Origin of the sequence: Rhizobium sp. J15 (assembly GCF_002531825.1) — a bacterium.
Taxonomy (GTDB): Bacteria; Pseudomonadota; Alphaproteobacteria; order Rhizobiales; family Rhizobiaceae; genus Rhizobium.
Genome location: NZ_NWSX01000001.1, coordinates 350,801 through 374,125 on the forward strand (window position 1 = coordinate 350,801; position 23,325 = coordinate 374,125).

Genomic DNA, 23,325 nt, shown 5'->3' on the forward strand with positions numbered 1-23,325 from the left:
AGGGACTAAGCTGTGGCACCGGCTCGCAAAACAACAAGCCGGCTGCATATGCTGCGCTCAAGAGTGAATACGGCGAGGGCCGCAGGTTAAGCCCCTCCCCCTTGTGGGGAGGGGTTGGGGAGGGGACTTTTTCTTTGCCTGTCATCTCAACCCTCCAAAACCGGCAGGATGCCCGATGAAACAGCAGCATTCAGCGCCCCCGTCGCCACCAGTTCGGCGGCGGCGGCGAGGTCGTTTGCCATGTAGCGGTCGACGTCGAGGCTCGGCACCTTGCCGCGGATCGCGGCGATTGCCTTCAAAAGCTCCGGGCTCGTCGACAGCGGCGCGCGCAGTTCGACGCCTTGGGCGGCGGTCAGCGCCTCGATGCCGATGATGGAAAACAGGTTTTCGGTCATCTGCAGAAGGCGGCGGGCGCCGTGGCAGGCCATCGAGACATGGTCTTCCTGGTTGGCCGAGGTCGGCGTCGAATCGACCGAGGCGGGGTGCGACATCTGCTTATTCTCAGACATCAGCGCCGCCGAGGTGACTTCGGCGATCATCAGGCCGGAATTCAGGCCGGGCCTCTTGGCGAGGAAGGCCGGCAGGCCATAGGACAGCGTCGGATCGACCAGCAGCGCGATGCGGCGCTGCGAGATGGCGCCGATCTCGCAGATGGCGAGCGCGATCTGGTCGGCGGCGAAGGCGACCGGTTCGGCGTGGAAATTGCCGCCCGAGACGACTGAGTTGTCCGACAGAACCAGCGGATTGTCGGTGACGGCATTAGCCTCGATTTCGAGCGTGCGGGCGACCGAGCGCAGGAGATCAAGGCAGGCCCCGTCGACCTGCGGCTGGCAGCGGATGCAATAGGGATCCTGCACGCGCTCGTCGCCCTCGATATGGCTCTGGCGGATGACGGAGCTTTCGAGCAGGGCGCGAAGCGCGGCTGCGGTATCGATCTGTCCCTTATGGCCGCGCAGTGTATGGATATCGGCGTGGAAGGGCGCCGAAGAGCCCATCGCCGCATCGGTCGACATGGCGCCGGTGATGAGCGCCGACTGCGCGGCACGATGCGCGCGGAAAAGGCCGGCGAGCGCCAGCGCCGTCGAGGTCTGCGTGCCGTTGATCAGCGCCAGGCCCTCCTTGGCGGCGAGCACGACCGGCTTCAGCCCGGCCCTTGCAAGGGCTTCGGCGCCTGACAGACGTTCTCCGGCGAAGAAGGCTTCGGCTTCGCCCATCATCACCGCCGCGAAATGGGCGAGCGGGGCGAGATCGCCGGAGGCGCCGACCGAGCCCTTTTCCGGAATCAGCGGGATGACGCCCTTGTCGAGCATGCCTTCGATCAGGCGCACCAGCTCCAGCCGCACGCCGGAGGCGCCGCGGCCGAGCGAGACCAGCTTCAGCGCCATGATCAGCCGGACGATATTTTCCGGCAGCGGCGCACCGACGCCGCAGCAATGCGACAGGATGAGATTGCGCTGCAGCGTGGCGACATCGGCGCTGTCGATCTTGATCGAAGCCAGTTTGCCGAAGCCGGTGTTGATGCCATAGACCGGCGCATTGCCGGCGGCGATCTCGGCGATGCGGGCGGCGGCCTTGGCGATGCCGGCATCGAAGGCGGGATCGAGCCTTGCCGGCTCACCCGTCCAGTAAATGATCTCGAGATCCTTAAGCGAGACGGAGCCCGGGTGGAGCGTAATGGTCATCGGCCGTTCCTTTCGCCCTTGAAGACGCGTGCATGAAGTGGGTTGAAGCCGATGCGGTAGACGAGCTCGGCGAGGCTCTCGACATCCCAGACGGCAAGGTCGGCCGACTTGCCGGCTTCGAGCGTTCCGGTCTCGCCGATGAGGCCGAGCGCGCGGGCGCCCTCGCGGGTGGCGCCGGCGATGCATTCCTCGACGGTGAGGCCGAAAAGCGTCGCCGACATGTTCATGGTCAGCAGCATCGAGGTGAGCGGCGAGGTGCCAGGATTGCAATCGGTGGCGATCGCGATCGGCACGCCGGCCCGGCGCAGCGCGTCTACCGGCGGCTTCTGCTTCTCATGGATGGCGTAGAAGGCGCCGGGCAGCAGCACGGCGACAGTGCCGGCGGCAGCCATCGCGGCAACGCCGTCCGCGTCGAGATATTCGAGATGATCGGCGGAAAGCGCGCCATAGGCGGCCGCCAGCTTGGCGCCGCCGAGATTGGAGAGCTGCTCGGCATGCAGCTTGACCGGCAGGCCGAGCGCCTTCGCCTTGTCGAAGACGAGGGCGATCTCGGTCGTGGAAAAGGCGATGCCTTCACAGAAGCCGTCGACGGCATCGGCCAGGCCGAGATTATGCACGTCATCAAGGCCGGGCAGCACGACATCGTCGAGATAGTCGCCGTTGCGGCCCTTGTACTCCACCGGCGTCGCATGGGCGCCGAGATAGCTGGTGGCGACCCGGATCGGCCTGATGTGGCCGAGAAGGCGGGCGCCCTGCAGCATCTTCACTTCGCCGAGCCTGCTCAGCCCATAGCCGGATTTGATCTCGATCGTGGTCACGCCTTCGGCAAGCAAAGTGTCGAGCCGCGGCAGGGCCTCGGCGACGAGTTCTTCGACCGACAGCGCATTGGTCGCCTTGACCGAGGAGACGATGCCGCCGCCGGCGCGTGCGATCTCCTCATAGGTCGCGCCCTCCAGGCGCATCTCGAACTCGCGGGCGCGATTGCCGCCGTGAACGATATGGGTGTGGCAGTCGACGAGGCCGGGCGTCACCCAGCGGCCTTCGAGATCGACGATCTCGGATCGTTCGATGGCCGATGCCGGCAGCTCGCTTTCGGCACCGGCAAAGGCGATGCGGCCGCTTTCAGTGAGCAAGGCGCCCTTTTCGATGATGCCGAGCCCTGCTTTGTCAGGCCTGAGGGTCGCCAGCCGCGCCTTGCGCCAGAGCACCGGCCTTGCCTCGGCGGATGGGGTACGTTCAGAAAAATTGTTCCCGGTCATCAGCTTTGCGCCTTTCCTTATGCCAAAACATGTATATACATAATCGACAGGTGACAAGAGAAATTTTGCGCGCTTTTCTGGAAAAGAAAGATCGGCGGCGCGGCAGGAGGAAGGGAAAGTTCATGACCACACTTCACGCAGGCATGGCGCTGACGCCGCAAGGCTGGCAGAAGAATGTGCGGCTGACGCTCGAAGCCGGACGCATCACGCGGCTGGCAGCGGGCGTTTCTCCGGAGGCCGGCGATGAGCGCCATGCTCTGATCGTTCCTGCCATGGGCAATCTGCACAGCCACGCCTTCCAGCGGGCGATGGCAGGTCTTGCCGAAGTGCGCGGCCCGGCAAACGACAGCTTCTGGAGCTGGCGCACCGTCATGTACAAGTTCGCCCTGGCGATGATGCCGGAGCATGTCGAGGCGGTCGCGGCCAAGCTCTATACGGAGATGCTCGAGGCGGGCTTTTCGCGCGTCGGCGAGTTCCACTATCTCCATCATGACAAGGACGGTGCGGCCTACGCCAATATTGCCGAGCTTGCCGAGCGCATCGGCGCGGCAAGCGAAGAGACCGGCATCGGCCTGACCCTGCTGCCGGTCTTCTATGCCCATTCCGGCTTCGGCGGTGCAGCGCCGATCGACGGCCAGCGGCGCTTCATCAATTCACTCGATAGCTTCGAGAAGCTGATGGACGGATGCCGGGCGGTGACCGGCCGGCTCGACGGCGCCGAACTCGGGCTCGCGCCGCACAGCCTGCGCGCCGCAACGCCTGAGGAATTGGCGAAGCTCGTGCCGATGGCGGGCGACGGGCCGATCCACATCCATGTCGCCGAGCAGGTGAAGGAGGTCGAGGACTGCGTTGCCTGGTCAGGCGCACGGCCGGTCGAATGGCTGCTCGATCATATGTCTGTGGATGAGCGCTGGTGCCTGATCCATGCGACGCATATGACCGAGGACGAGACGCGGCGGATGGCGAAGAGCGGAGCGATAGCCGGCCTCTGCCCGATCACCGAAGCCAATCTCGGCGACGGGGCCTTTGCCGCGCCGCTTTTCCTCGAAGAAGGCGGACGTTACGGAATCGGTTCGGATTCCAACGTGCTGATCTCGGTGCCGGAGGAACTGCGCCAGCTCGAATATTCGCAGCGCCTGGCGCTGCGCGCCCGCAACGTCGTCGCAGCCCCCGGCGGCTCGACGGCGCTTCGTCTGTTCACAGAGGCGCTTGCCGGCGGCGGCGCGGCGCTCAAGGCCCCGGCCGGTCTCGCCGAAGGCCATCACGCCGATCTCGTTTCGCTCGATATTTCGGCCGTTCCCTATCTCTCCGGCGATCAGATCCTCGATCACTGGCTGTTTGCCGGCGGCGTTTCCGTCGATTGCGTCTGGGCGCGCGGCCGCAAGCAGGTGGAAGGCGGCCGTCATCTCAAGCGCGAGGCGATCGACCGCCGTTTCCTTGCCGCGATGGGCGAATTGCTGGCTGCCTGAAAAAGAGCTTTTCACAGCCGGGTATTGGATTTAGATCGGGGGACCAATCGGAACGTGGCGATGAACCAAAGCAGGGATCCCACCTTGCACCAGCGCATCCTGGGCGAGATCGAGGGCCGTATCGTCTCGGGCGAATGGCCGCCGGGGCATCGCATTCCCTTCGAGGTCGATCTCGCCACCCAGTATGACTGTTCCCGCATGACGGTGAACAAGGTGTTGACCCAACTCGCAAAGGCCGGCCTCATCGAGCGCCGCAAGAAATCCGGCAGTTTCGTCACCCAGCCGCAGGCGCAATCGGCCATTCTCGAAATCCACGACATCAAGGCCGAGGTGCAGTCGCTGAACCTGCCTTATTCCTATGCGGTTTCGAAGAAAGTGAGCCGCAAGGCCAAGGCGGAAGACAGCCGCCGGCTGGAACTGCCGGCCGCCTCCTCGGTCGTCGAGGTGGTCTGCATCCATAATGCCGGCATGCGGCCCTTCTGCCTGGAGGAGCGGCTGATCAGCCTCGAGACCGTGCCGGAGGCTGCCGATGCCGACTTCCTGGCGGTGGCGCCGGGACCCTGGCTGCTCAATCAGGTGCCGTGGAGTGCCGCCGAGCACCGGATCCATGCCATTTCGGCGACTGCCGAAGTGGCGGCTGCCCTCGACATTGCGCGAAACACCGCCTGCCTCGTCGTCGAACGCCGCACCTGGAGCGGCGCCGGGCCGGTCACGCATGTTCGCTTCACCTATCCCGGCGATCGTCATGCGCTGGTGGCGCGTTTTACGCCGGCGTCGCAGTAGGTTCCATATACAAGATATCCGGTGTTTTACTCTTCGAACATCTTGCCGCTGCGCGCTTCCAGCCGATAGCGATAGCCGGGATAGACGAGGCGGGCGGTCGAGACCACCTGTTTTGCCGACCATGTGCGCCGCCGGATCGTCAGGCACGGCTCGGTCTTCAGGATGGTCAGCAGTTTGCATTCCCAGGCCTGCGGCATCGCCGCCTCGACCACGTGCTCGGAGCCGCTGAGTGGCGCCGCCGCCGTCAGATAGGCGTTCGGCGTCAGCGTCGTGAAATCCTGCTCGAGATATTCGGGAGCGGCCTCGGGATGAACGAAGCGGTCCTCGATCTGCACCGGGACGCCGTTCTCGCTGTGCACGATCAGCGAGTGAAAAACCGCCGCGCCGATGGGAAGCTCCAGCGCGTCCGCCACCTCCGGAGACGCCGTTTCCCGGGCCAGAACGACGACCGACGCCTGGTGCTCATGGCCGCGCTCGGCGATTTCCTCGGCAATGTTGCGCACCTCGAACAGCGCCGAATAGCCCTTGCGCTCGGCAACGAACGAACCGACGCCCTGGATGCGGACGAGCTCGCCTTCATTGGCGAGTTCGCGCAGCGCCCGGTTGGCGGTCATCTTGCTGACGCCGAGCTCGACCACCAGCTCGTTTTCCGACGGCACCCGATATTTCGGCGGCCATTCGCCGCTATGGATGCGGTCGAGGATCACCTGTTTGACGCCGGCATAAAGGGGCGTGCTGTCATTTCCCGCCAGCTCGCGCTTCATCTCCCCGGAACGCTTCATTGCCTATTCCTTTTGCACGAATGGAATTCGCCACATAAACCGACTTTCCTCTTGCATATCACAAAATATCTCATATGGTACCATATACAACCTACCAATCGGTCCTTGAGAGATAAATAGGGCTGAGAGGGCAAGCCGGCGAAGATCGGCGATGGTGCCGCACGGTCAGTTTCAACATCAGAGGAGAATTCATCGATGAAATTCAGCGCCATTCTGTTTTGCGGCGTCGCCGCCCTTTCTACCTTTGCAGCGCCCGCCTTCGCCAAGGACTGGACGAAGGCCACCATCACGCTCGAAGGCGCCTATGCGCCGTGGAACCTCACCAATGCCGACGGCACGCTCGGCGGCTTCGAGCCGGAGCTTGCCAAGGTGCTCTGCGAGCGCGCCAAAATCGAATGCACGCTCGTCGCTTCCGACTGGGACGGCATGATCCCGGCGCTCAACGCCGGCAAGTTCGATGTCATCATGGATGCGCTGTCGATCACCGAAGAGCGCAAGCAGATCATCGACTTCACCATTCCCTATGCCGCCACGCCCGCTGCCTTCGCCACGGCCAAGGACAGCCCGGTGGCCAACGCCGCCGGCACCGGCGCCACGATCAAGATGACGCCCGGCCAGACCGGCGTGAAGGAGATCGACGCGCTGAAGGAACTCTTCAAGGGCAAGACGATCGGCATCCAGGCGGCCACCGTCTACGCCAAGTTCGTCTATGACAACTTCGGCGACATTGCCGAGATCCGCGAATACAAGACCGGCGCCGACCGTGACCTCGACCTGCAGAACGGCCGTATCGACCTCGGCTTCGATGACGCCGTCTATTTCGCCAATGCCTTCCAGACCGCCAACGGCGCGCTTGCCTTCACCGGTCCGGAGATCGTCGGCCCGATCTGGGGCGAGGGCGAAGGCCTTGGACTGCGCAAGGCCGATACGGACCTGCGCGACAAGTTCAACGTGGCGATCAAGTCGGCGCTTGCCGACGGCACGGTCAAGGACCTCTCGATGAAGTGGTTCAAGATGGACGTCAGCCCGCAGCAGTAAGCGTTTCGGCCTTTCGGCCGCAGACACGGGTCTCCGGCTTTATCGCCGGAGACTGCGTGTTATTGTCAATCCACAAAACACTGCCGCGGACGGGGAACGGACGATATGGCAAGTTTGGAACTGCTTGGCTTCGGCTCGACGGGATGGGGCGCGCTGCTCATTTTCGCCGCCTTGATGACGCTGGCCGTCACCGCGACGGCGCTTGCGATCGGCGCGGTGCTGGGCGCGATCGTGGCGGGTGCGAAACTCTCCGGCAATCCCATCTTCGTGGCGCTCGGCAATGTCTATACGACAGTGTTCCGCGGCGTGCCGGAATTGCTGATCATCTATCTCATCTATTTCGGCGGTTCTTCGGCCGTGACCTCGATCGGCAAGGCGATGGGTTACGAAGGGTTCCTCGGCCTGCCGTCCTTTGCCGCCGGCGCGCTTGCCGTCGGCATCATCTCCGGCGCCTATCAGGCAGAAGTGTTCCGCGGTGCGTTCCTGGCCATTTCCAAGGGTGAGCTCGAAGCGGCCTCGGCGATCGGCATGCATCGTGCCATGCGCTTTCGCCGCATCATCATGCCGCAGGTGCTGCGGCTGGCCATTCCCGGCCTCGGCAATGTCTGGCAGCTCAGCCTCAAGGATTCGGCGCTGATCTCCGTCACCGGCCTTGCCGAACTGATGCGCACCAGCCAAGTGGCGGCGGGTTCGACGCGGCAATATTTCCTGTTCTTCATCGCCGGCGGCTGCCTCTATCTGATCCTGACCAGCCTTTCGGACCGCATCTTCAACGGTGCGGAACGACGCGCCAACCGCAGCATGCCGGCATCCGCCATGGGCCAGGCGTAAGGAGGCGACGATGGATTTCACCTTTCTCGCATCGACCATGGTGACGCTGCTGAAGGCCGTGCCGACGACGCTGATCCTGTTTTCGCTGTCGATCTTCTTCGGCGGCCTGCTGGCGCTCGTCATCGTCTCGATGCGGGTCAGCGGCGACCCTGTGCTGTCGGGCTTCGCCAAGGGCTATATCTTCGTCTTCCGCGGCTCGCCGCTCTTGATCCAGATGTTCCTGGTGTTCTACGGCCTCGGCCAGTTCGGCGTCATCCGTTATTCCTTCCTCTGGCCCTTCCTGCGCGAGCCGATGGTCTGCGCCGTGCTGTCGCTGGCGCTCTGCACCGCCGGCTATACGGCGGAGATTTTCCGCGGCGGCATTCGCGCCGTTTCGCCGAAGGAGATCGAGGCGGCCCGCTCGATCGGCATGTCCGGTTTCCTGATGGTGCGCCGTATCCTGGCGCCGATCGCCTTCCGTCACGCGCTGCCGGCCTATTCCACCGAGATCGTGCTGATGATGAAGTCGACGGCGCTCGCCAGCCTCGTCACCGTCTGGGAGGTCACCGGCGTCGCCCAGCGACTGATCTCGCAGACCTACCGCACGATGGAGGTCTTCCTCTGCGCGGCGATCATCTATCTCGTCCTGAACTTCATCATCCTGCAGGGCATGGCCCTGCTCGAATATTCGCTGTCCCGACACCGCCGCGCGGCCCCGCAGCCGCTGAAGGCGTAAGCGGTTTTTGAAGATTGGAGCAACCATGCCAGGCGTTACCCGACTTTCGGTCCGCAACATCCGCAAGAGCTTCGGCACGCACGAGGTGCTGCGCGGCATTTCCCTCGATGCGGAAGACGGCGATGTGATTTCGCTGCTCGGTGCCTCCGGCTCCGGCAAATCCACCTTTCTGCGCTGCATCAACCTGCTGGAAACCGCAAGCGATGGTGAGATCTGGGTCGATGGCGAACACATCGAGATGCTGCACAAGAACGGCAAGACAAGGCCGGCGAGCCAGAAGCAGGTCGACCATATAAGATCCGAACTCGGTATGGTGTTCCAGTCCTTCAATCTCTGGTCCCACATGACGATCCTGCAGAACGTCATCGAGGGGCCTATCCATGTGCTGAAGCGGCCGCGCGCCGAGTGCGTCGCCGAGGCCGAAGCGCTGCTCGAAAAGGTCGGCATCGCGGACAAGCGCCATGCCTATCCCGCCCATCTTTCCGGCGGCCAGCAGCAGCGCGCGGCAATCGCCCGGGCGCTGGCGATGAAACCGAAGGTCATGCTCTTCGACGAGCCGACATCCGCACTCGATCCGGAACTGGTCGGCGAGGTGCTGCGAGTCATGCGCGCGCTCGCCGAAGAGGGCATGACCATGCTGGTCGTCACCCACGAGATGAGCTTTGCCCGCAACGTCTCGAACCGCGTCGTCTTCATGCGCGAAGGGCTGGTCGAAAGCAGCGGCAAGCCGGACGATATGTTCGGCGGCGGCGCGTCGCCGGCCTTCCGCCAGTTCATCGGCCATTTCGGAACGGGGCAATGACGATCACCATCGATAGAGTGCTGACCTGGCGCGATGTCGCACGCGTCGGGGCAGGGGAGGCGCTTGCGCTGTCGCCGGCCGCCTGGGCCCGCGTCGAGCAGGCAAGCCGCATCGTCGAGCGCATCGTCGAGACGGGCGTGCGCGCCTATGGCGTCAACACCGGTGTCGGGGCGCTGGCCGATACGGTGGTCGACCGTCCCTCGCAGAGCCTGTTGTCACGCAGTATCGTGCTCAGCCATGCCTGCGGTGTGGGACCACTGCTCGCCGCCCGCGAAGTCCGCGCCATCATCGCCGCTCAGATCGCCAATTTTGCCCACGGCCATTCCGGCGTGCGCCGCGAGATCGTCCAGCATCTCGCGGCCTTGCTGGAGCATGACTGCATTCCTGACGTGCCGTCGAAAGGCTCGGCCGGTTATCTCACCCACAATGCCCATACGGCACTCGTTGTGATCGGCGAAGGCAGCGCGACGCTTGCCGGCCGGCGCATGAGCGGCCGAGAGGCGCTGGCGGCGATCGGCCTCGAGCCGCTGGTGCTCGGCGCCAAGGAAGGCCTGAGCCTCGTCAACGGCACGGCCTGCGCCACCGGCCTGACCGCCGTGGCGCTCTCTCGCGCCGAACGGCTGCTCGACTGGGCCGATGCCGCCGCGGCGCTGACGCTGGAAGCGGCAGGCTGCCAGATCGCTGCCTTCGATCAGGCGGTGCTGGCGCTGCGCCCGTCTGCCGGGATCGAGAGGGTCGGGGCCTCACTGCGCGCCCGGCTGCACGGTAGCGGCTTGGTCGCTGCCGCCCTCGGCCGGCGCACCCAGGATGCGCTCAGCCTCCGATCGGTGCCTCATGCGCATGGCGCCGCACGCGATGTCTTCGACAATTCCGCCCGCATCGCCGATCAGGAGCTTGCCTCGGTGACGGACAATCCCGCTGTGTCAGGCACGCCGGAGCAACCGATCGTTTCCTCCGAGGCCCATGCCGTGGCGCCGGCGCTCGGGCAGGCGGCCGACAGCCTCGCGATTGCTCTGGCGCAGATCGGCGCGATCAGCGAACGGCGCATGGACCGGCTGGTCAATCCGCTGGTGAGCGGCCTGCCGCCCTTCCTGGCGAGCGATGCCGGCAGCCATTCCGGTTTCATGATCGCCCAATATACTGCGGCCGCGCTCAGCAACGAGAACCGCCGGCTTGCCGCGCCAGCGGCCATGGATGGCGGCCTGACCTCCGGCCTGCAGGAGGATTTCCTCGCCCATCCGACGGCGGCCGCCGGCAAGCTGCTCGCGATCATCGACAATGCCGAATATATCCTGGCGATCGAACTGATGTCCGCCGCGCAGGCCCATGATTTCCTGGCGGCGACGGCGCCGCGGGCGGCAGGCACCGACCTTATCTACAAGACTGTGCGGGCCCATGTCTCTCATTACGGCGACGAGCGGCCGCTCAATGGCGATATTGAGGCGGTGCGCAATCTGATCCGCGACGCCGCACCGCCGGCCGGCTGAGCATCTCCTCAGAACGGTTTGCTGGTCGCTGAATCCTGCTTGGCCGGTTCCCCGGCTTCCAGCCGCTTGAGGCATTGCGCGAAGGTCGGATAGAGCTGGTCTACCCGCGAGATCGGCAGGGTCCAGTCGCCTTCGTCGCCGGCAAAGGTCAGTTGCACGTCGGGGGTTCCGGCAAAGGAATTCTTGATGATCTTTTTCAGGCCGGCGCTTCCCTTGCTGCCAATGGGCCAGAGGCGCAGCGTGTTCTTGTCGAAGAATTCGGCGGCGACCGCTTTCGTCACGTCGCGATCGGTCAGCGTCACCTCGGTCTTGGTGCCGGCCGGAATGTCCCAGCTGTTCTTGGCGACCAGCCAGAAGGTCTCGCTGGCGCTCTGGCGGAACTCCATGGTCTTGCCGATCTCGCTATCCCAGCGCAGGCGGCAATAGGACTGCGGGCCCTGGTTCTCAAAACCGACCGACCATTGTCTCGCGCCGCCCATCCATTCCGTCTCGCCCAAAGCCGAAGCCGGCTGCAGGGCCGCCGCCATCAGAACCATCGCGGTCAGAATTTTCATCGCCGAACCATCTCCAGGACAATCGGCTCCAGCCATAGCAAAAGAAGGTTGAGCCTTTGCTACCGGTCGTTTCCGACACCGGTCGAAGGTGGCCGCAACTCCCTTTGAACGCCGCAAGGTCTTGAATTTGCGGCCGACCTTGCCGATGTGGCGAGGATCGACATGATGTGAAAGGAGTTCGACGGCGGCATGAGCGAGATTCAACGACGCGGATTTTTGGCAAGGCTCACCGCATATGAGCCGCTGACGCTGATCACGCTGGCATTGGTCGCAGGCGGGCTGTTCGTGCTGCAGCGGCTGACGAGCGAGGTTCTCGAGGGCGAGACCTTTCGTTTCGATGAGGCGATCCTGCTGGCGCTGCGCCAGCCGGGCAATCTTGCCGTGCCGATCGGTCCCGCCTGGCTGACGCATGCCGTCGACGATATCACCAGCCTCGGCGGCGTCACCGTGCTGACGCTGCTGACCGTCCTCATTACCGTCTATCTTCTGCTCGACCGGCGCTGGCAGATCGCGCTCTTCGTCTTTTCTTCGGTGCTGACTGGCTGGCTGGCAAGCACGCTCCTGAAAATCCTGGTGGCGCGGCCGCGCCCGGATGTCGTGCCGCATCTCGTCGAAGTGAGCGATCTGAGCTTCCCCTCCGGACACGCCATGGTCTCAGCGGTGACCTATCTGACGCTGGGGGCGCTGGTGGCGCGCACGCAGCGTTACCGCTCTACCCGGATCTTCGTCATGGGCGCCGGCGTCTTCCTGGCCGTGATCGTCGGTCTCAGCCGGGTCTATCTCGGCGTCCACTACCCGACGGATGTTTTCGCCGGATGGTGCGCCGGCGCGCTCTGGGCGCTCGGCTGCTGGCTGATCTCGAAACGGTTCATTCCAAGCCGCGCCTCCAACGATGCCGCCGAAACCGGAAACGGCGACAACGGGTAACACTTGCAGCGCCGCGCATCCTTTCAGACACGCGGCGCTGCAAAACTTTCAATCCTCGCGCCGTATCAGGTGCGCGGCTTCAGATTTTCCGGGTCGTAGATCGGCTTGTAGCCGACGCCGACGACCTCCACCGGATAGGTCTCGTCGAAATACTCGACATTCAGCTTGCGTCCGACCTGGCAATGCGACCAGGGCAGGTAGGCCAGAGCAATGTTCTTGCCGACCGTCGGGCCGTAGGCGATCGAGGTCGTGTAGGAGCGGCGGCCGAGCTCGTCGACCAGCACCTCTCCGGTGGCGGGATCGACGACCGGCAGGTTGCCGAGCGGATAACGCTTCACGCCCGCTTTGTCGGTATTCTCCGTCATCACGAGTGTGCAGAGCATGGCCGGCTGGTGCTCACGCGCCTTGTATTCCAGATGTTTTGCCTTGCCGCGGAAATCGGCTTCCTTGACCTTCGGACGGGCGAGATCGGCTTCGATCAGGTTGTACTGGGTCAAGAGGTCGGCGTTCTGCAGGCGCAGGCTCTTTTCCATGCGGCGCGAGTTGGCATAGGTCTCGACGCCGAAGGCCATAACGCCGGTCGCGCGCAGCGCATCCCAGACGGCGAGGCCGTCTTCGTACTTCATGTGCAGTTCCCAGCCCTGCTCGCCGACATAGGAGATGCGGAAAGCGGTGACGGACTTGCCGGCGATTTCGATCGGTTTGATCGCTGCGAAGGCGAAGTTTTCCTGATCGAGGCCGGCCGGATCGGCCACGGCCTTTTTCAGCGTGTCGCGGGCGTTCGGACCCCAGATACCGATCGTCACGAATTTCTCCGAGACGTCGGTGATGGTCACGTCGAGGCCGCGGTCTTCGGCGACGCGCTTCATATAGTACAGGTCGCGCGGGCCGGCATCGGCGCCGTTGACGAGGCGGCAGCGGTCGGCCATGCGGAAGACGGTGAAGTCGGCGCGGACCATGCCTTCGTCGTCGAGGAAGTGGGTGTAAACGCCCTTGCCGATGTTGGCATCGCCGCCGACCTTGGCGGCGCACAGCCACTCCATCAGCTCGATATGGTCAGGCCCCTCGATATCGACCATGTGGAAGTGGCTGAGATTGACGATGCCGCAATCCTCGCTCATCGCCAGATGCTCGGCATTCGATACGCGCCAGAAATGGCGGCTGTCCCATTCGTTCTCACGGACCGGCACGCGGTCGCCGTATTTCTCCAGAAGGTGCTCGTTGGCGGCGTAGCCGTGCGCACGCTCCCAGCCGCCCAGCTCCATGAAGTAGCCGCCGAGTTCCTTTTCGCGCTCATAGAAGGGCGAGCGCTTGGCGTTGCGGCCGGATACATAGGGTTCGCGGGTGTGAACAGCCGGGAAATAGATCTTCTGGGCGGCTTCGTAGCAGCGGCCCTCGATGAACTCTTCCGTCAGCTGATGCGGATAGAAGCGGGCGTAGTCGATGCTGTTGTGATCGATTTCGGTGCGGCCATCGGTCATCCAGTCGGCGATCAGCTTGCCGTAGCCCGGGCCGTCCTTGACCCAGATGGCAACGCAATACCAGAGACCCCTGACCTTTTGGCTCTCGCCGCAGGATGCGCCGCCGCTGGCGGAAACCTGCAGCAGGCCGTTGAAGGAGTGGCCTTCGTTATAACCGAGCTCGCCGAGGATCGGCGTCAGTTCCATGGCGCGCTCGAGCGGCTCGATGATCTGTTCCATCTCGAGGTCGCGCTGCGACGGCGAAAGGCGCGCTTCGTGCTTTTCGAGAATATCGCGCGGATGGCACATGCGCGGATTGTTGGCTTCGTAATAGCCCCACTCGATCTGGCCGCCCTCGGTCGTCGCCGGGTCGCCGGTATCGCGCATATAGGCGGAGTTGCCCTGGTCGCGCAGCAGCGGGAAGCCGATTTCCTTGCCGGTGCCTTCGAACTCGTTATAGGGACCGAAGAAGGTGAGCGGGTGATCGACCGGCATGACCGGCAGGTCTTCGCCGACCATTTCGGCGATCAGGCGTCCCCAGAGGCCGGCGCAGACGATGACGTGGTCGGCCATGATCGTGCCGCGATGGGTGACGACGCCCTTGATGCGGCCGCCTTCGACGATCAGCGACTTCGCCGGCGTGTTGCCGAAGACCTTGAGCTTGCCGGCCTTTTCGGCGGCATCGACCAGCTTGCCGGCAACGGTCTGCGAGCGCGGGATGACAAGGCCGGCATCCGGATCGAAGAGACCGCCCATCACCTGATCTTCCTCGATCAGCGGGAATTTCTCCTTGATCTCGGAGGGGCTGACATAATGGGCGCGCGTGCCGAAAGCGCGGGCCGAGGACAGCTTGCGCTTGATTTCCTCCATCCAGGCGTCGTCGCCGGTGCGGGCCACTTCAAGGCCGCCGATGCGGGCGTAGTGGCCCATCTTCTCGTAGAAATCGATCGAATATTGCGTCGTCCAGACCGACAGATAGTCGTGGCTCGTGGTGTAACAGAAGTCCGAGGCATGGGCGGTCGAGCCGATATCGGTCGGGATGCCCGACTTGTCGATGCCGACGATATCGTCCCATCCACGCTCGACCAGATGGTGAGCGATGGAGGCTCCGACGATGCCGCCGAGCCCGATGATGACGACCTTTGCCTTTTCCGGAAATGCTGCCACGTGCTGTTCCTTCTACTTATGGCACGAATTAAAATAACCTAGCCGCGCTGGGTTTGCGCTTCACGCATGAGATCCAGGAGCCAGTCAGCCTCGTAACCGTGTCACGTTTACCGAAGCTGCAAACCCCCTAAGGCCTCTTCGCATGGAAGCTGCGATGAGGGCATTATGCCTAAGGCTCATGATCGTCATTGGTCCTACGCCGCCGAGTAACGGCGCAATTACGCCAGTCCGGATCGCCGCTGAAGCAAAGAGCTTCATCGTCACGGCGCAGAAATCGCCTTGAGCCGGTCGATATCCACCAGCACGATCTCTTCCGAAACCGGTTCGCGATTGTGTAGGCGGAACCATTCCATCGCCTCCCGCACGCGCTCTCCATGCGGCGATGGATAGGCGCCCAGACCGAGAACCCATTCGCGCACGGTCTCGCGCTCCATCCGCCCGGCCCGGTATCGGTCGCAGACGGTTTTCGCCGAGGCGACGAGATCATTGATGCTTTTCACGGGGCTACCCTCAATGCACGGAAGGCTCTTCATCTTCGAGAAAGGACCGGATGCCGTCGCGCGCCACCACAGCCAGGAATTCGTCGAAGGCCTCCCGGTCCGTCGCAAACGGCTCGTCCCAGCGGATCAGGTCCTCCGCCTGGGTGACGACTTCCATCGTCCAGTCCTCGTTGCTGCCGGAGGTTCGAAAGATATCGACGAGCACCGTAACCCCGTCCTCTGTGAATTCCCCCGCCAGTTCGGAGTGCTCAAATTTCTGCTTCTTTGCCATTCATCCGCCAGCCCCGGGCGGGGCGTCGTTTTTGAGATGTTCTTCGTATTGAACCGTCTCGGTTTCGTTCGTGTCGATCGAGGCATTCGCGCGTTTCGCCAGGCGAACGCCGGCCCCGCCGCCATTCTCCGGTATGAAAAGCACGCCTGCCGTCTCCAAGCTACGCGTCATATCCTGCAGGATTCGGTCGGGCGGGGAAAGTATCCCGGCCTCGAAATCGGCAATCGTCTCTGTAGCGATTTTCGAGGCGGAGGACAGCTCATCCCGAGACCATCCGATGAGAGCACGCGCGGCGCGGCACTGAGCTGGAAGTAGAGACAAAATAACCACCTGGCATTGAAACTTCGATCCTTGCTGGGGTCAGCGCTATGAAGATGTGCCCCGAGGCGAAGAAGGCAAGCACATGTCCTGTGCGCTCCGGAATCGCGCTTGCTTACCCGTTCCTCACCCCGTCAGGCCGGGCGCTGAACAGGCACGAAATTCCTGCGGCCTTTATATCTACCCTCTTTGGGCGATGGGCAGGGTTGATTGACTGAATATCATGAAGGCCTAATTTAAGGTCTCTTTGTCACGCGAGGGGAGGCTACGATGCGTGAGCCGGATATGCAGAAACTCGATGCGCTTGTCGGTCGTCTTGTCGGCGACGTCGGCGCCGCCATGTCGGGCGCCTTGGTCGTGCTCGGCGACAAGGTGGGACTCTACAAGGCGATGGCTGACGGAAAGCCGATGAGCGTTGAGCAGCTTGCCGCCAAAACCGGGGTGAAGGAACGTTACCTCAGGGAATGGCTGAGCGCCCAGGCGGCGGCCGATTATGTCACTTACGATGCAAAGACCGATCGTTTCAGCCTGACGGCGGAGCAGGCGATGGTGTTCGCCGAAGAAAACAGCCCGGCCTTCTTCGTCGGCGCCTTCGAGGTGGTGCAATCCATGTGGATGGACGAGCCGAAAGTGGCCGAAGCCTTCCGCACCGGCCAGGGTCTTGGTTGGCATGAGCACAGCACCTGTCTCTTCCGCGGCACCGAGCGCTTCTTCCGCCCGGGCTACAACAGCCATCTCGTCAATGAATGGATCCCGGCGCTTGCCGGCATGGATGAAAAACTGAAAGCCGGCGCCAGCGTCGCCGATGTCGGCTGCGGTCACGGTGCATCGACCATCCTGATGGCGCAGGCCTATCCCGCCTCCCGCTTTACCGGCTTCGATTATCACGGGCCATCGATCGAGAAAGCCAAGGCCGCCGCGCAAGAGGCGGGCGTTGCGGATCGTGTGACCTTCGAACAGGGCAAGGCCGCCGAATTTCCGGGGCGCGGCTATGACATGGTCGCCATGTTCGATTGCCTCCACGATATGGGCGACCCGGTCGGCGCCGGCCGGCATGTCAGGGAAACGCTTGCGCCGGACGGCACGTGGCTGATCGTCGAGCCCTTTGCCCATGACCATCTCAAGGACAATCTCAACCCGGTGGGCCGCGTCTATTACGGCGCGTCGACGATGATCTGCACGCCGGCATCGCTTTCCCAGGAGGTGGGGCTCGGGCTCGGCGCGCAGGCGGGGGAAATGAAGCTGCGCAAGGTGGCGCTCGACGCCGGCTTCAAGCATTTCCGCCGGGCGACGGAGACGCCGTTCAACATGGTGTTCGAGGTGCGGGCCTGATTATTTCGGCTTGCCGATGCTGGCATACATGCCGGTCGTGCGGAATTCCGTCGGGTTGGTGCCGTAGACGCGGCGGAAGACTTTCGAGAAATAATTGGCGTCCTCGAAGCCGCACATGATGGCGACCTCCTTGACCGGCAGGAAGTCCGCCTTGGTCAGCAGCTTGACGGCGCGCTGCAGCCGCTGCTGCAGCACGAATTCGGCCGGCGGCACGCCCTCACTCTCGGCGAAGCTGCGGGAGAAATGCGCCCGGCTGAGGCCGACGATGGCGGCGAGTTCATTGACCGGCAGCGGCTTGTCGAGATTGGCGTTGATATGGTCGATCACCGGCTGCATCGGACTGAGCTCGGCGGCAAAGGCCGGCGAGCCGAAGACGTCGTCATAGAGCGCCATCGCCGCTTCATAGGCGATCGCCGAGGCAGCCCCCGGCGAGGTTGCGCCCTTGACGAGACGCAGGCTGCAATCGGCCAGGTGATCGACGGTCGAAGGCTGCAGTTTCAAGACCGGGCCGGCTGTCGAAAGCACCAGCTGATGGATGCGCAGGGTTTCCTCGCCGTTCATCGAGATCCAGAAATACTCCCAGCGTTCGCCCTTCTCCAGCCAGTAGCGATGATTGTGGGGCACGAGCACCAGCAGCGTGTCGCCGCCCTGGAGGCGATAATTGCGGTTCTGGTAGCGCAGCCGGCCGGTGCCGCTGATCGTGTGCTGCAGCACGGTGAAGGGGGTTTGGCCGCGCTTTCGGCCGTCCCAGTCATAGGTTTCGTTTTCGCGCACCTCATAGCCGGCGCTGGTCGGCATGGCGTGCAATCGCTGGCGGCCGCGGGGCAGGGAAACCGTCCTCATCGACTGTCCGTTGGCGATCAAATCCTGCAGCACAAAATTACCCCTGAAAGCATAATCCTTCTCTGGTCGGCCTGCCGAATTCGGGCATAATCCCGGTCGACAAGAAGAAGGGACGACGGCCGGAATTAGCGGCCGGGAGGAAAACAGGCAGGTTTTTCGGCTTTTTCAACCACATGCGCCGGCATGCGGCCTGATCCTCCATAGCCATATTTTCTCTAGCATTCGATTGGGTCGAGGTGAAGATCATGAGTTTCAAAATCGCTATCATCGGTGCGGGCAGCGTCGGTTTCACCAAGAAGCTGTTCACCGACATATTGTGCGTTCCGGAGTTCCGCGACATTGAATTCGCGCTGACGGATCTCAGCGAACACAATCTCGAAATGATCAAGGCGATCCTCGATCGCATCGTCGAGGCGAACGGGCTGCCGACCAAGGTGACGGCGACGACCGACCGGCGCCAGGCGCTGGCAGGCGCGCGCTACATTATCAGCTGCGTGCGCGTCGGCGGGCTCGAGGCCTATGCCGACGATATCAGAATTCCGCTGAAATACGGCATCGACCAGTGCGTCGGTGATACGATCTGCGCCGGCGGCATCCTCTACGGCCAGCGCAACATTCCCGTCATCCTCGATTTCTGCAAGGACATAAGGGAAGTCGCCGAGCCGGGCGCGAAATTCCTGAACTATGCCAACCCGATGGCGATGAACACCTGGGCGGCGATCGAATACGGCAAGGTCGATACGGTCGGCCTTTGCCACGGCGTCCAGCACGGTGCCGAACAGATCGCCGAGGTGCTCGGCGCCAAGTCGGTGCGCGAGCTCGACTATGTCTGCTCCGGCATTAACCACCAGACCTGGTTCATCGACCTGCGCCTCAACGGCCGCAAGATCGGCAAGGACGAGCTGGTGGCCGCCTTCGAGGCGCATCCTGTTTATTCGCAGCAGGAGAAACTGCGCATCGACGTGCTGAAGCGTTTCGGCGTCTATTCCACCGAGAGCAACGGTCACCTCTCCGAATACCTGCCCTGGTACCGCAAGCGGCCGGAGGAAATCACCCGCTGGATCGACATGTCCGACTGGATCCACGGCGAGACCGGCGGCTACCTCCGCTATTCCACCGAAACGCGCAACTGGTTCGAGACGGAATTTCCGCAATTCCTGGAATCCGCCGGCAAGCCGATCGATCCCGCCAAGCGCTCGAACGAACATGCGAGCCATATTCTCGAGGCCTTGGAAACCAACCGGGTCTATCGCGGCCATTTCAACGTCAAGAACAACGGCGTCATCACCAACCTGCCGGCCGATGCGATCATCGAATCGCCCGGTTTCGTCGACCGCTTCGGCATCAATATGGTCTCCGGCGTCACCTTGCCGGAAGCCTGCGCGGCCACCTGCATTGCCTCGATCAACGTCCAGCGCATGTCGGTGCATGCCGCCATCTCGGGCGACATCGACCTGTTGAAGCTCGCCGTGCTGCACGATCCGCTGGTCGGGGCCGTCTCGACGCCGGAGGAGGTCTGGCAGATGGTCGACGAGATGGTCGTTGCCCAGGCGCGCTGGCTGCCGCAATATGCCGATGCCGTGCCGGCCGCCAAGGAGCGGCTGTCGAAATCGAAGGTGCAGACCCGCGACTGGGCGGGGGCCGCACGCCGCAACGTCCGCTCGATCGAAGAGCTGCGCGCGGAAAAGGCGGCGCTGAAGCAGGCCGTCTGATTTTCGTGGAGGATGGGCGTCATGGATTTCCGGGAGGGAAATCCATGACATCAGCCCGCCGTCACGCCGTTCGAGGAGAAAGGAGCCGGCTGCGCCCGCGCTCCGGAACAAGAGGGAGAAACGATGATGAATTTCCGCAAAGCAGGCATTCTCGCCGGACTGGCGCTCGGCGTCTCGGTCTTGGCGCTGAACGCCTATGCCGCCGAGGCAACCGTTCCGCCGGTGCCGCCGGAATTCCCGGCCGAAGGCAAGATCAATTATGTCGCGCGCGACTCCATCCTGGAGTTCAAGGCGCTGCCCGAATATCACGAGCCCGACTGGGTCACGAAGAATTTCGTTGCCACCGGCAAGCTGCCGCCGGTGAAAGATCGCCTGCCGAAGGAGCCGCTGGTCTTCAAGACGGGCAATATGCCTGACGGCATCGGGGTCTACGGCGATACGATGCGCCACGTCATCGGTGGCCGGCCGGAAGGCTGGAACTATGGCGCCGGCCAGACCCAGGGCTGGGGCGGCATCGATATCGGGCTTTCCGAATGCCTGACGCGCACCGCCCCGCTCTTCCAGGTGGAAGCCAAGGATACCGAGCCGCTGCCGAACCTTGCCAAGAGCTGGGATTGGTCCGAGGACGGCCACAAGCTGACCATGCATCTGATCGAAGGCGCCAAGTGGTCTGACGGCGCTCCGTTCAATGCCGACGACATCATGTTTTATTGGGACGACGAAGTCATCGATCCCAACGTCTCGCCGCTCGGCGGCGGCGCTTCGCCTGAGGCTTTCGGTGTCGGCACGACGCTGAAGAAGATCGACGACTACACCGTCGAATGGACCTTCAAGGAGGCCTTCCCGAAGCAATATCTCTATACGATGGCCTACCCGAACTTCTGCCCGGGTCCGTCGCATATCCTGAAACCCCAGCATCCGAAATATTCGAAGAACACCTACGACCAGTTCAAGAATGCCTTCCCGCCGGAATACATGAACATGCCGGTCATGGGCGCCTGGGTGCCGGTGGAATATCGCTCCGACGACATCATCGTGCTCCGCCGCAACCCCTATTACTGGAAGGTCGACGAGAAGGGCAATCAGCTGCCTTATCTCAACGAACTGCACTACAAGCTCTCGACCTGGGCCGACCGCGACGTGCAGGCGGTGGCGGGCTCCGCCGACTTCTCGAACCTCGAACAGCCGGAAAACTTCGTCGCCTCGCTGAAGCGCGCCGCTGAGAAGACCGCGCCCGCCCGCCTGGCTTTCGGCCCGCGCCTGATCGGCTATAACCTGCGCATGAACTTCTCCGCCAATGGCTGGGGCAACCCGGATGAGCGCGGCCAGGCGATCCGCGAGTTGAACCGCAACGAGGACTTCCGCAAGGCCGTCACCATGGCGCTCGACCGCAAGGCGATCGGCGACTCGCTGGTCAAGGGGCCGTTCACGGCGATCTATCCGGGCGGGCTCTCCTCCGGCACCAGCTTTTACGACCGCACATCCACCGTCTACTATCCCTTCGATCTCGAGGGCGCCAAGGCGGAGCTCGCCAAGGCTGGCCTCAAGGATACGGATGGCAACGGCATCGTAAACTTCCCGGCCGGCACGGCGGGCGGCAAGGATGTCGAAATCGTCATGCTGATCAACAATCAGTACACGACCGACAAGAGCCTTGCCGAAGGTGTCGTGGCTCAGATGGAGAAGCTCGGGCTGAAGATCGTCATCAACGCGCTCGACGGCGCCAAGCGTGACGACGCCCATTATGCCGGCCGCTTCGACTGGCTGATCCAGCGCAACACCACGGAACTGTCGTCGGTGGTGCAGAATACCGAGCAGCTTGCCCCGGTCGGCCCGCGTACCAGCTGGCAGCATCGCGCCGGCAAGGATGATCAGCTCGATCTGATGCCCTTCGAAAATGAGCTTGTCGATGTCGTCAACAAGTTCAGGACGAGCCAGGACAATGACGAGCGCGTCAATCTGATGAAGCAGTATCAGAAGATCTCGACGGAACACGTCAATACCGTGGGCCTGACGGAATATCCGGGCGCGCTGATCATCAACAAGCGCTTCTCGAATGTGCCGCAGGGAACGCCGATCATGATGTTCAACTGGGCTGAAGACTCGGTCATCCGCGAACGCCTGTGGGTGGCTGCCGACAAGCAGGGCAAATACGAGCTGTTCCCCGAGCAGCTGCCCGGCAAACCCGGCGACAAAGGCCCGATAAACTGATGCATCGCATCAGGAAATAAAGAGCAAAAGCGTCGCATGTTGTGCGACGCTCTGGAGAGCTCCCTCCCAGCTGAAGTGAGCTTCCGGCCGCGCGTGGCGCGCGGCCGGACAAGACCAACGAGCCGGCCGCGCTGACAAGGAGCGACTGGCGGCAAGGAGAAGCGAACCGTTCAATGTTACGATTCCTGCTCGTGCGCATAGCCTCCGCGATCCCCGTTCTCTTCATCCTGAGCGTGGTGACCTTCGCGATCATCCAGGCCCCGCCCGGCGACTACGCCGATTATATTAGATCGCAGCTGATCAACCAGGGCGGCGCATCTTACGCCCAGGCCGAAGCCCAGGCGCAGGCCTACAGGATCGAGCACGGGCTCGATAAGCCGCTGGTCGTCCAATACGTCAACTGGATCGGCGGGATCGTGACGCGCGGCGATTTCGGATACAGCATGTTCTACAACAAGCCGGTCGCCGACGTCGTCGCAGAGCGCCTGCCGCGGACCTTGCTTCTCGCGCTCGTCTGCCACATCTTCGCCTCGGTGCTCGGCATCGGCTTCGGCATCTGGGCGGCAACGCGCCAATACAGCTGGATCGACAGCGCGCTTTCAGCGGTTTCCTTTCTCGGCATGACGGTGCCGCGCTTCCTGATGGCGCTGATCATCGTCTATCTCCTGGTCTTCCAGTTCAATGTGACCGAGATCGGCAGCTTCTTCTCGCCGCAATATGGCGGGGCGCCCTGGTCCTGGGCGAAATTCGTCGATCTCGTCAGCCATGTCTGGCCTGTTGTGGCGATCGCCACCTTCGGCGGGCTCGCCTACAACATGCGCGTCATGCGCGGCAATCTGCTCGATACTTTGAATGCCCAATATGTCGAGACGGCCAAGGCCAAGGGGCTTTCCGGCGGCGCTGTCGTGATGCGCCATGCCGTGCCGAATGCGCTGCATCCGCTGGTCATGTATCAGGGCGTCGTGCTGCCTTACATGCTGACCGGCGAGATCGAAACCGCCATCATCTTCGCGCTGCCGACTGTCGGCCCGGCGATCGTCGGCTCGATGGCGATCGGCGACGTCTATGTCACCGCCACTTTCATGATGGTGCTGTCGGCGACGCTGATCGTCGGCAATATCATCGCCGACATGCTGCTCGCCTTGCTCGATCCGCGCGTGCGCCAGTTCGGAGGAGCCTGAT

At 63.1% G+C, this 23,325-nt stretch carries 21 protein-coding genes; 12 read left to right on the top strand and 9 right to left on the bottom strand.

The features are described 5' to 3' along the window. Positions 1 to 146: 146 nt before the first annotated feature. Together hutH (CO670_RS01600) and hutI are read right to left on the bottom strand one after the other, a co-directional pair. The gene (gene hutH / locus CO670_RS01600; protein ID WP_097588660.1) at positions 147 to 1,682 is read right to left on the bottom strand and encodes a histidine ammonia-lyase; all 1,536 of its coding nucleotides are present in this window, start codon (positions 1,680 to 1,682) and stop codon (positions 147 to 149) included. Then, positions 1,679 to 2,941 (bottom strand): imidazolonepropionase, encoded by a 1,263-nt coding sequence (gene hutI / locus CO670_RS01605; protein WP_097588661.1) that lies wholly within the window; start codon positions 2,939 to 2,941, stop codon positions 1,679 to 1,681. The genes hutH (CO670_RS01600) and hutI overlap by 4 nt, the downstream gene beginning before the upstream one ends. A gap of 122 nt (positions 2,942 to 3,063) precedes the next feature. Between hutI and CO670_RS01610 the strand changes: the two genes are divergently transcribed. Both CO670_RS01610 and hutC (CO670_RS01615) read left to right on the top strand, forming a co-directional pair. Continuing rightward, positions 3,064 to 4,410: a formimidoylglutamate deiminase gene (locus CO670_RS01610; RefSeq protein ID WP_097588662.1), complete on the top strand. Its 1,347-nt coding sequence runs from the start codon at positions 3,064 to 3,066 to the stop codon at positions 4,408 to 4,410. Between the two features lie 60 nt (positions 4,411 to 4,470). Continuing rightward, on the top strand, positions 4,471 to 5,193 hold the full coding sequence (gene hutC, locus CO670_RS01615) for a histidine utilization repressor (RefSeq protein WP_097588663.1): 723 nt from the start codon (positions 4,471 to 4,473) through the stop codon (positions 5,191 to 5,193). A 26-nt stretch (positions 5,194 to 5,219) separates the two neighbouring features. Here hutC (CO670_RS01615) and hutC (CO670_RS01620) read toward each other — a convergent pair whose 3' ends face one another. Beyond that, positions 5,220 to 5,975, bottom strand: a complete 756-nt coding sequence (gene hutC / locus CO670_RS01620) for a histidine utilization repressor (RefSeq protein WP_097588664.1) — start codon at positions 5,973 to 5,975, stop codon at positions 5,220 to 5,222. 195 nt (positions 5,976 to 6,170) lie between these two features. On the opposite strand from hutC (CO670_RS01620), the gene CO670_RS01625 reads away from it, so the two are divergent. From CO670_RS01625 to hutH (CO670_RS01645), 5 genes are all read left to right on the top strand, one after another. Further along, positions 6,171 to 7,013 (top strand): transporter substrate-binding domain-containing protein, encoded by an 843-nt coding sequence (locus CO670_RS01625; RefSeq protein WP_097588665.1) that lies wholly within the window; start codon positions 6,171 to 6,173, stop codon positions 7,011 to 7,013. A gap of 105 nt (positions 7,014 to 7,118) precedes the next feature. Continuing rightward, positions 7,119 to 7,844, top strand: a complete 726-nt coding sequence (locus CO670_RS01630) for an ABC transporter permease subunit (protein WP_097588666.1) — start codon at positions 7,119 to 7,121, stop codon at positions 7,842 to 7,844. A 10-nt stretch (positions 7,845 to 7,854) separates the two neighbouring features. Next, entirely contained in the window at positions 7,855 to 8,559 is a 705-nt protein-coding gene (locus CO670_RS01635) for an ABC transporter permease subunit (protein WP_097588667.1), read from the top strand. A gap of 25 nt (positions 8,560 to 8,584) precedes the next feature. Next, positions 8,585 to 9,361, top strand: coding sequence for an ATP-binding cassette domain-containing protein (locus CO670_RS01640; protein ID WP_097588668.1), 777 nt, complete (start codon positions 8,585 to 8,587; stop codon positions 9,359 to 9,361). Next, on the top strand, positions 9,358 to 10,848 hold the full coding sequence (gene hutH / locus CO670_RS01645; protein ID WP_097588669.1) for a histidine ammonia-lyase: 1,491 nt from the start codon (positions 9,358 to 9,360) through the stop codon (positions 10,846 to 10,848). Before CO670_RS01640 ends, hutH (CO670_RS01645) begins: the two co-directional genes overlap by 4 nt. Positions 10,849 to 10,856: 8 nt before the next feature. Here hutH (CO670_RS01645) and CO670_RS01650 read toward each other — a convergent pair whose 3' ends face one another. Then, positions 10,857 to 11,402, bottom strand: coding sequence for a hypothetical protein (locus CO670_RS01650; protein WP_097588670.1), 546 nt, complete (start codon positions 11,400 to 11,402; stop codon positions 10,857 to 10,859). A gap of 189 nt (positions 11,403 to 11,591) precedes the next feature. Here CO670_RS01650 and CO670_RS01655 point away from each other — a divergent pair, with 189 nt between their 5' ends. Continuing rightward, positions 11,592 to 12,329, top strand: coding sequence for a phosphatase PAP2 family protein (locus CO670_RS01655; protein ID WP_097588671.1), 738 nt, complete (start codon positions 11,592 to 11,594; stop codon positions 12,327 to 12,329). A gap of 65 nt (positions 12,330 to 12,394) precedes the next feature. On the opposite strand, the gene CO670_RS01660 is transcribed toward CO670_RS01655, so the two are convergent. The 4 genes from CO670_RS01660 to CO670_RS33310 all read right to left on the bottom strand — a co-directional run bounded on the left by CO670_RS01660 (position 12,395) and on the right by CO670_RS33310 (position 16,048). Further along, positions 12,395 to 14,956, bottom strand: coding sequence for an FAD-dependent oxidoreductase (locus CO670_RS01660; RefSeq protein WP_097588672.1), 2,562 nt, complete (start codon positions 14,954 to 14,956; stop codon positions 12,395 to 12,397). A gap of 260 nt (positions 14,957 to 15,216) precedes the next feature. After that, positions 15,217 to 15,456, bottom strand: a complete 240-nt coding sequence (locus tag CO670_RS01665) for a hypothetical protein (protein WP_088674712.1) — start codon at positions 15,454 to 15,456, stop codon at positions 15,217 to 15,219. 10 nt (positions 15,457 to 15,466) lie between these two features. Continuing rightward, positions 15,467 to 15,727 carry a hypothetical protein gene (locus CO670_RS01670; protein ID WP_097588673.1) on the bottom strand — a complete coding sequence of 87 codons (261 nt, stop codon included), beginning with the start codon at positions 15,725 to 15,727 and terminating at the stop codon, positions 15,467 to 15,469. Then, positions 15,728 to 16,048, bottom strand: coding sequence for a helix-turn-helix transcriptional regulator (locus CO670_RS33310; RefSeq protein WP_097588740.1), 321 nt, complete (start codon positions 16,046 to 16,048; stop codon positions 15,728 to 15,730). It lies immediately after the preceding gene. A gap of 267 nt (positions 16,049 to 16,315) precedes the next feature. Here CO670_RS33310 and CO670_RS01680 point away from each other — a divergent pair, with 267 nt between their 5' ends. Beyond that, positions 16,316 to 17,377 carry a class I SAM-dependent methyltransferase gene (locus CO670_RS01680; RefSeq protein ID WP_097588674.1) on the top strand — a complete coding sequence of 354 codons (1,062 nt, stop codon included), beginning with the start codon at positions 16,316 to 16,318 and terminating at the stop codon, positions 17,375 to 17,377. Here the strand turns inward: CO670_RS01680 and CO670_RS01685 are convergent, their stop codons facing one another. Then, the gene (locus CO670_RS01685) at positions 17,378 to 18,220 is read right to left on the bottom strand and encodes an AraC family transcriptional regulator (protein ID WP_097588741.1); all 843 of its coding nucleotides are present in this window, start codon (positions 18,218 to 18,220) and stop codon (positions 17,378 to 17,380) included. Positions 18,221 to 18,465: 245 nt separating this feature from the next. On the opposite strand from CO670_RS01685, the gene CO670_RS01695 reads away from it, so the two are divergent. The 3 genes from CO670_RS01695 to CO670_RS01705 all read left to right on the top strand — a co-directional run bounded on the left by CO670_RS01695 (position 18,466) and on the right by CO670_RS01705 (position 23,324). Next, positions 18,466 to 19,932: an alpha-glucosidase/alpha-galactosidase gene (locus tag CO670_RS01695; RefSeq protein ID WP_097588676.1), complete on the top strand. Its 1,467-nt coding sequence runs from the start codon at positions 18,466 to 18,468 to the stop codon at positions 19,930 to 19,932. Positions 19,933 to 20,055: 123 nt separating this feature from the next. After that, on the top strand, positions 20,056 to 22,143 hold the full coding sequence (locus tag CO670_RS01700) for an ABC transporter substrate-binding protein (RefSeq protein WP_097588677.1): 2,088 nt from the start codon (positions 20,056 to 20,058) through the stop codon (positions 22,141 to 22,143). Between the two features lie 173 nt (positions 22,144 to 22,316). Next, complete coding sequence (locus CO670_RS01705; protein WP_088674707.1) at positions 22,317 to 23,324, top strand: ABC transporter permease; 1,008 nt, start codon at positions 22,317 to 22,319, stop codon at positions 23,322 to 23,324. Position 23,325: the final 1 nt, after the last annotated feature.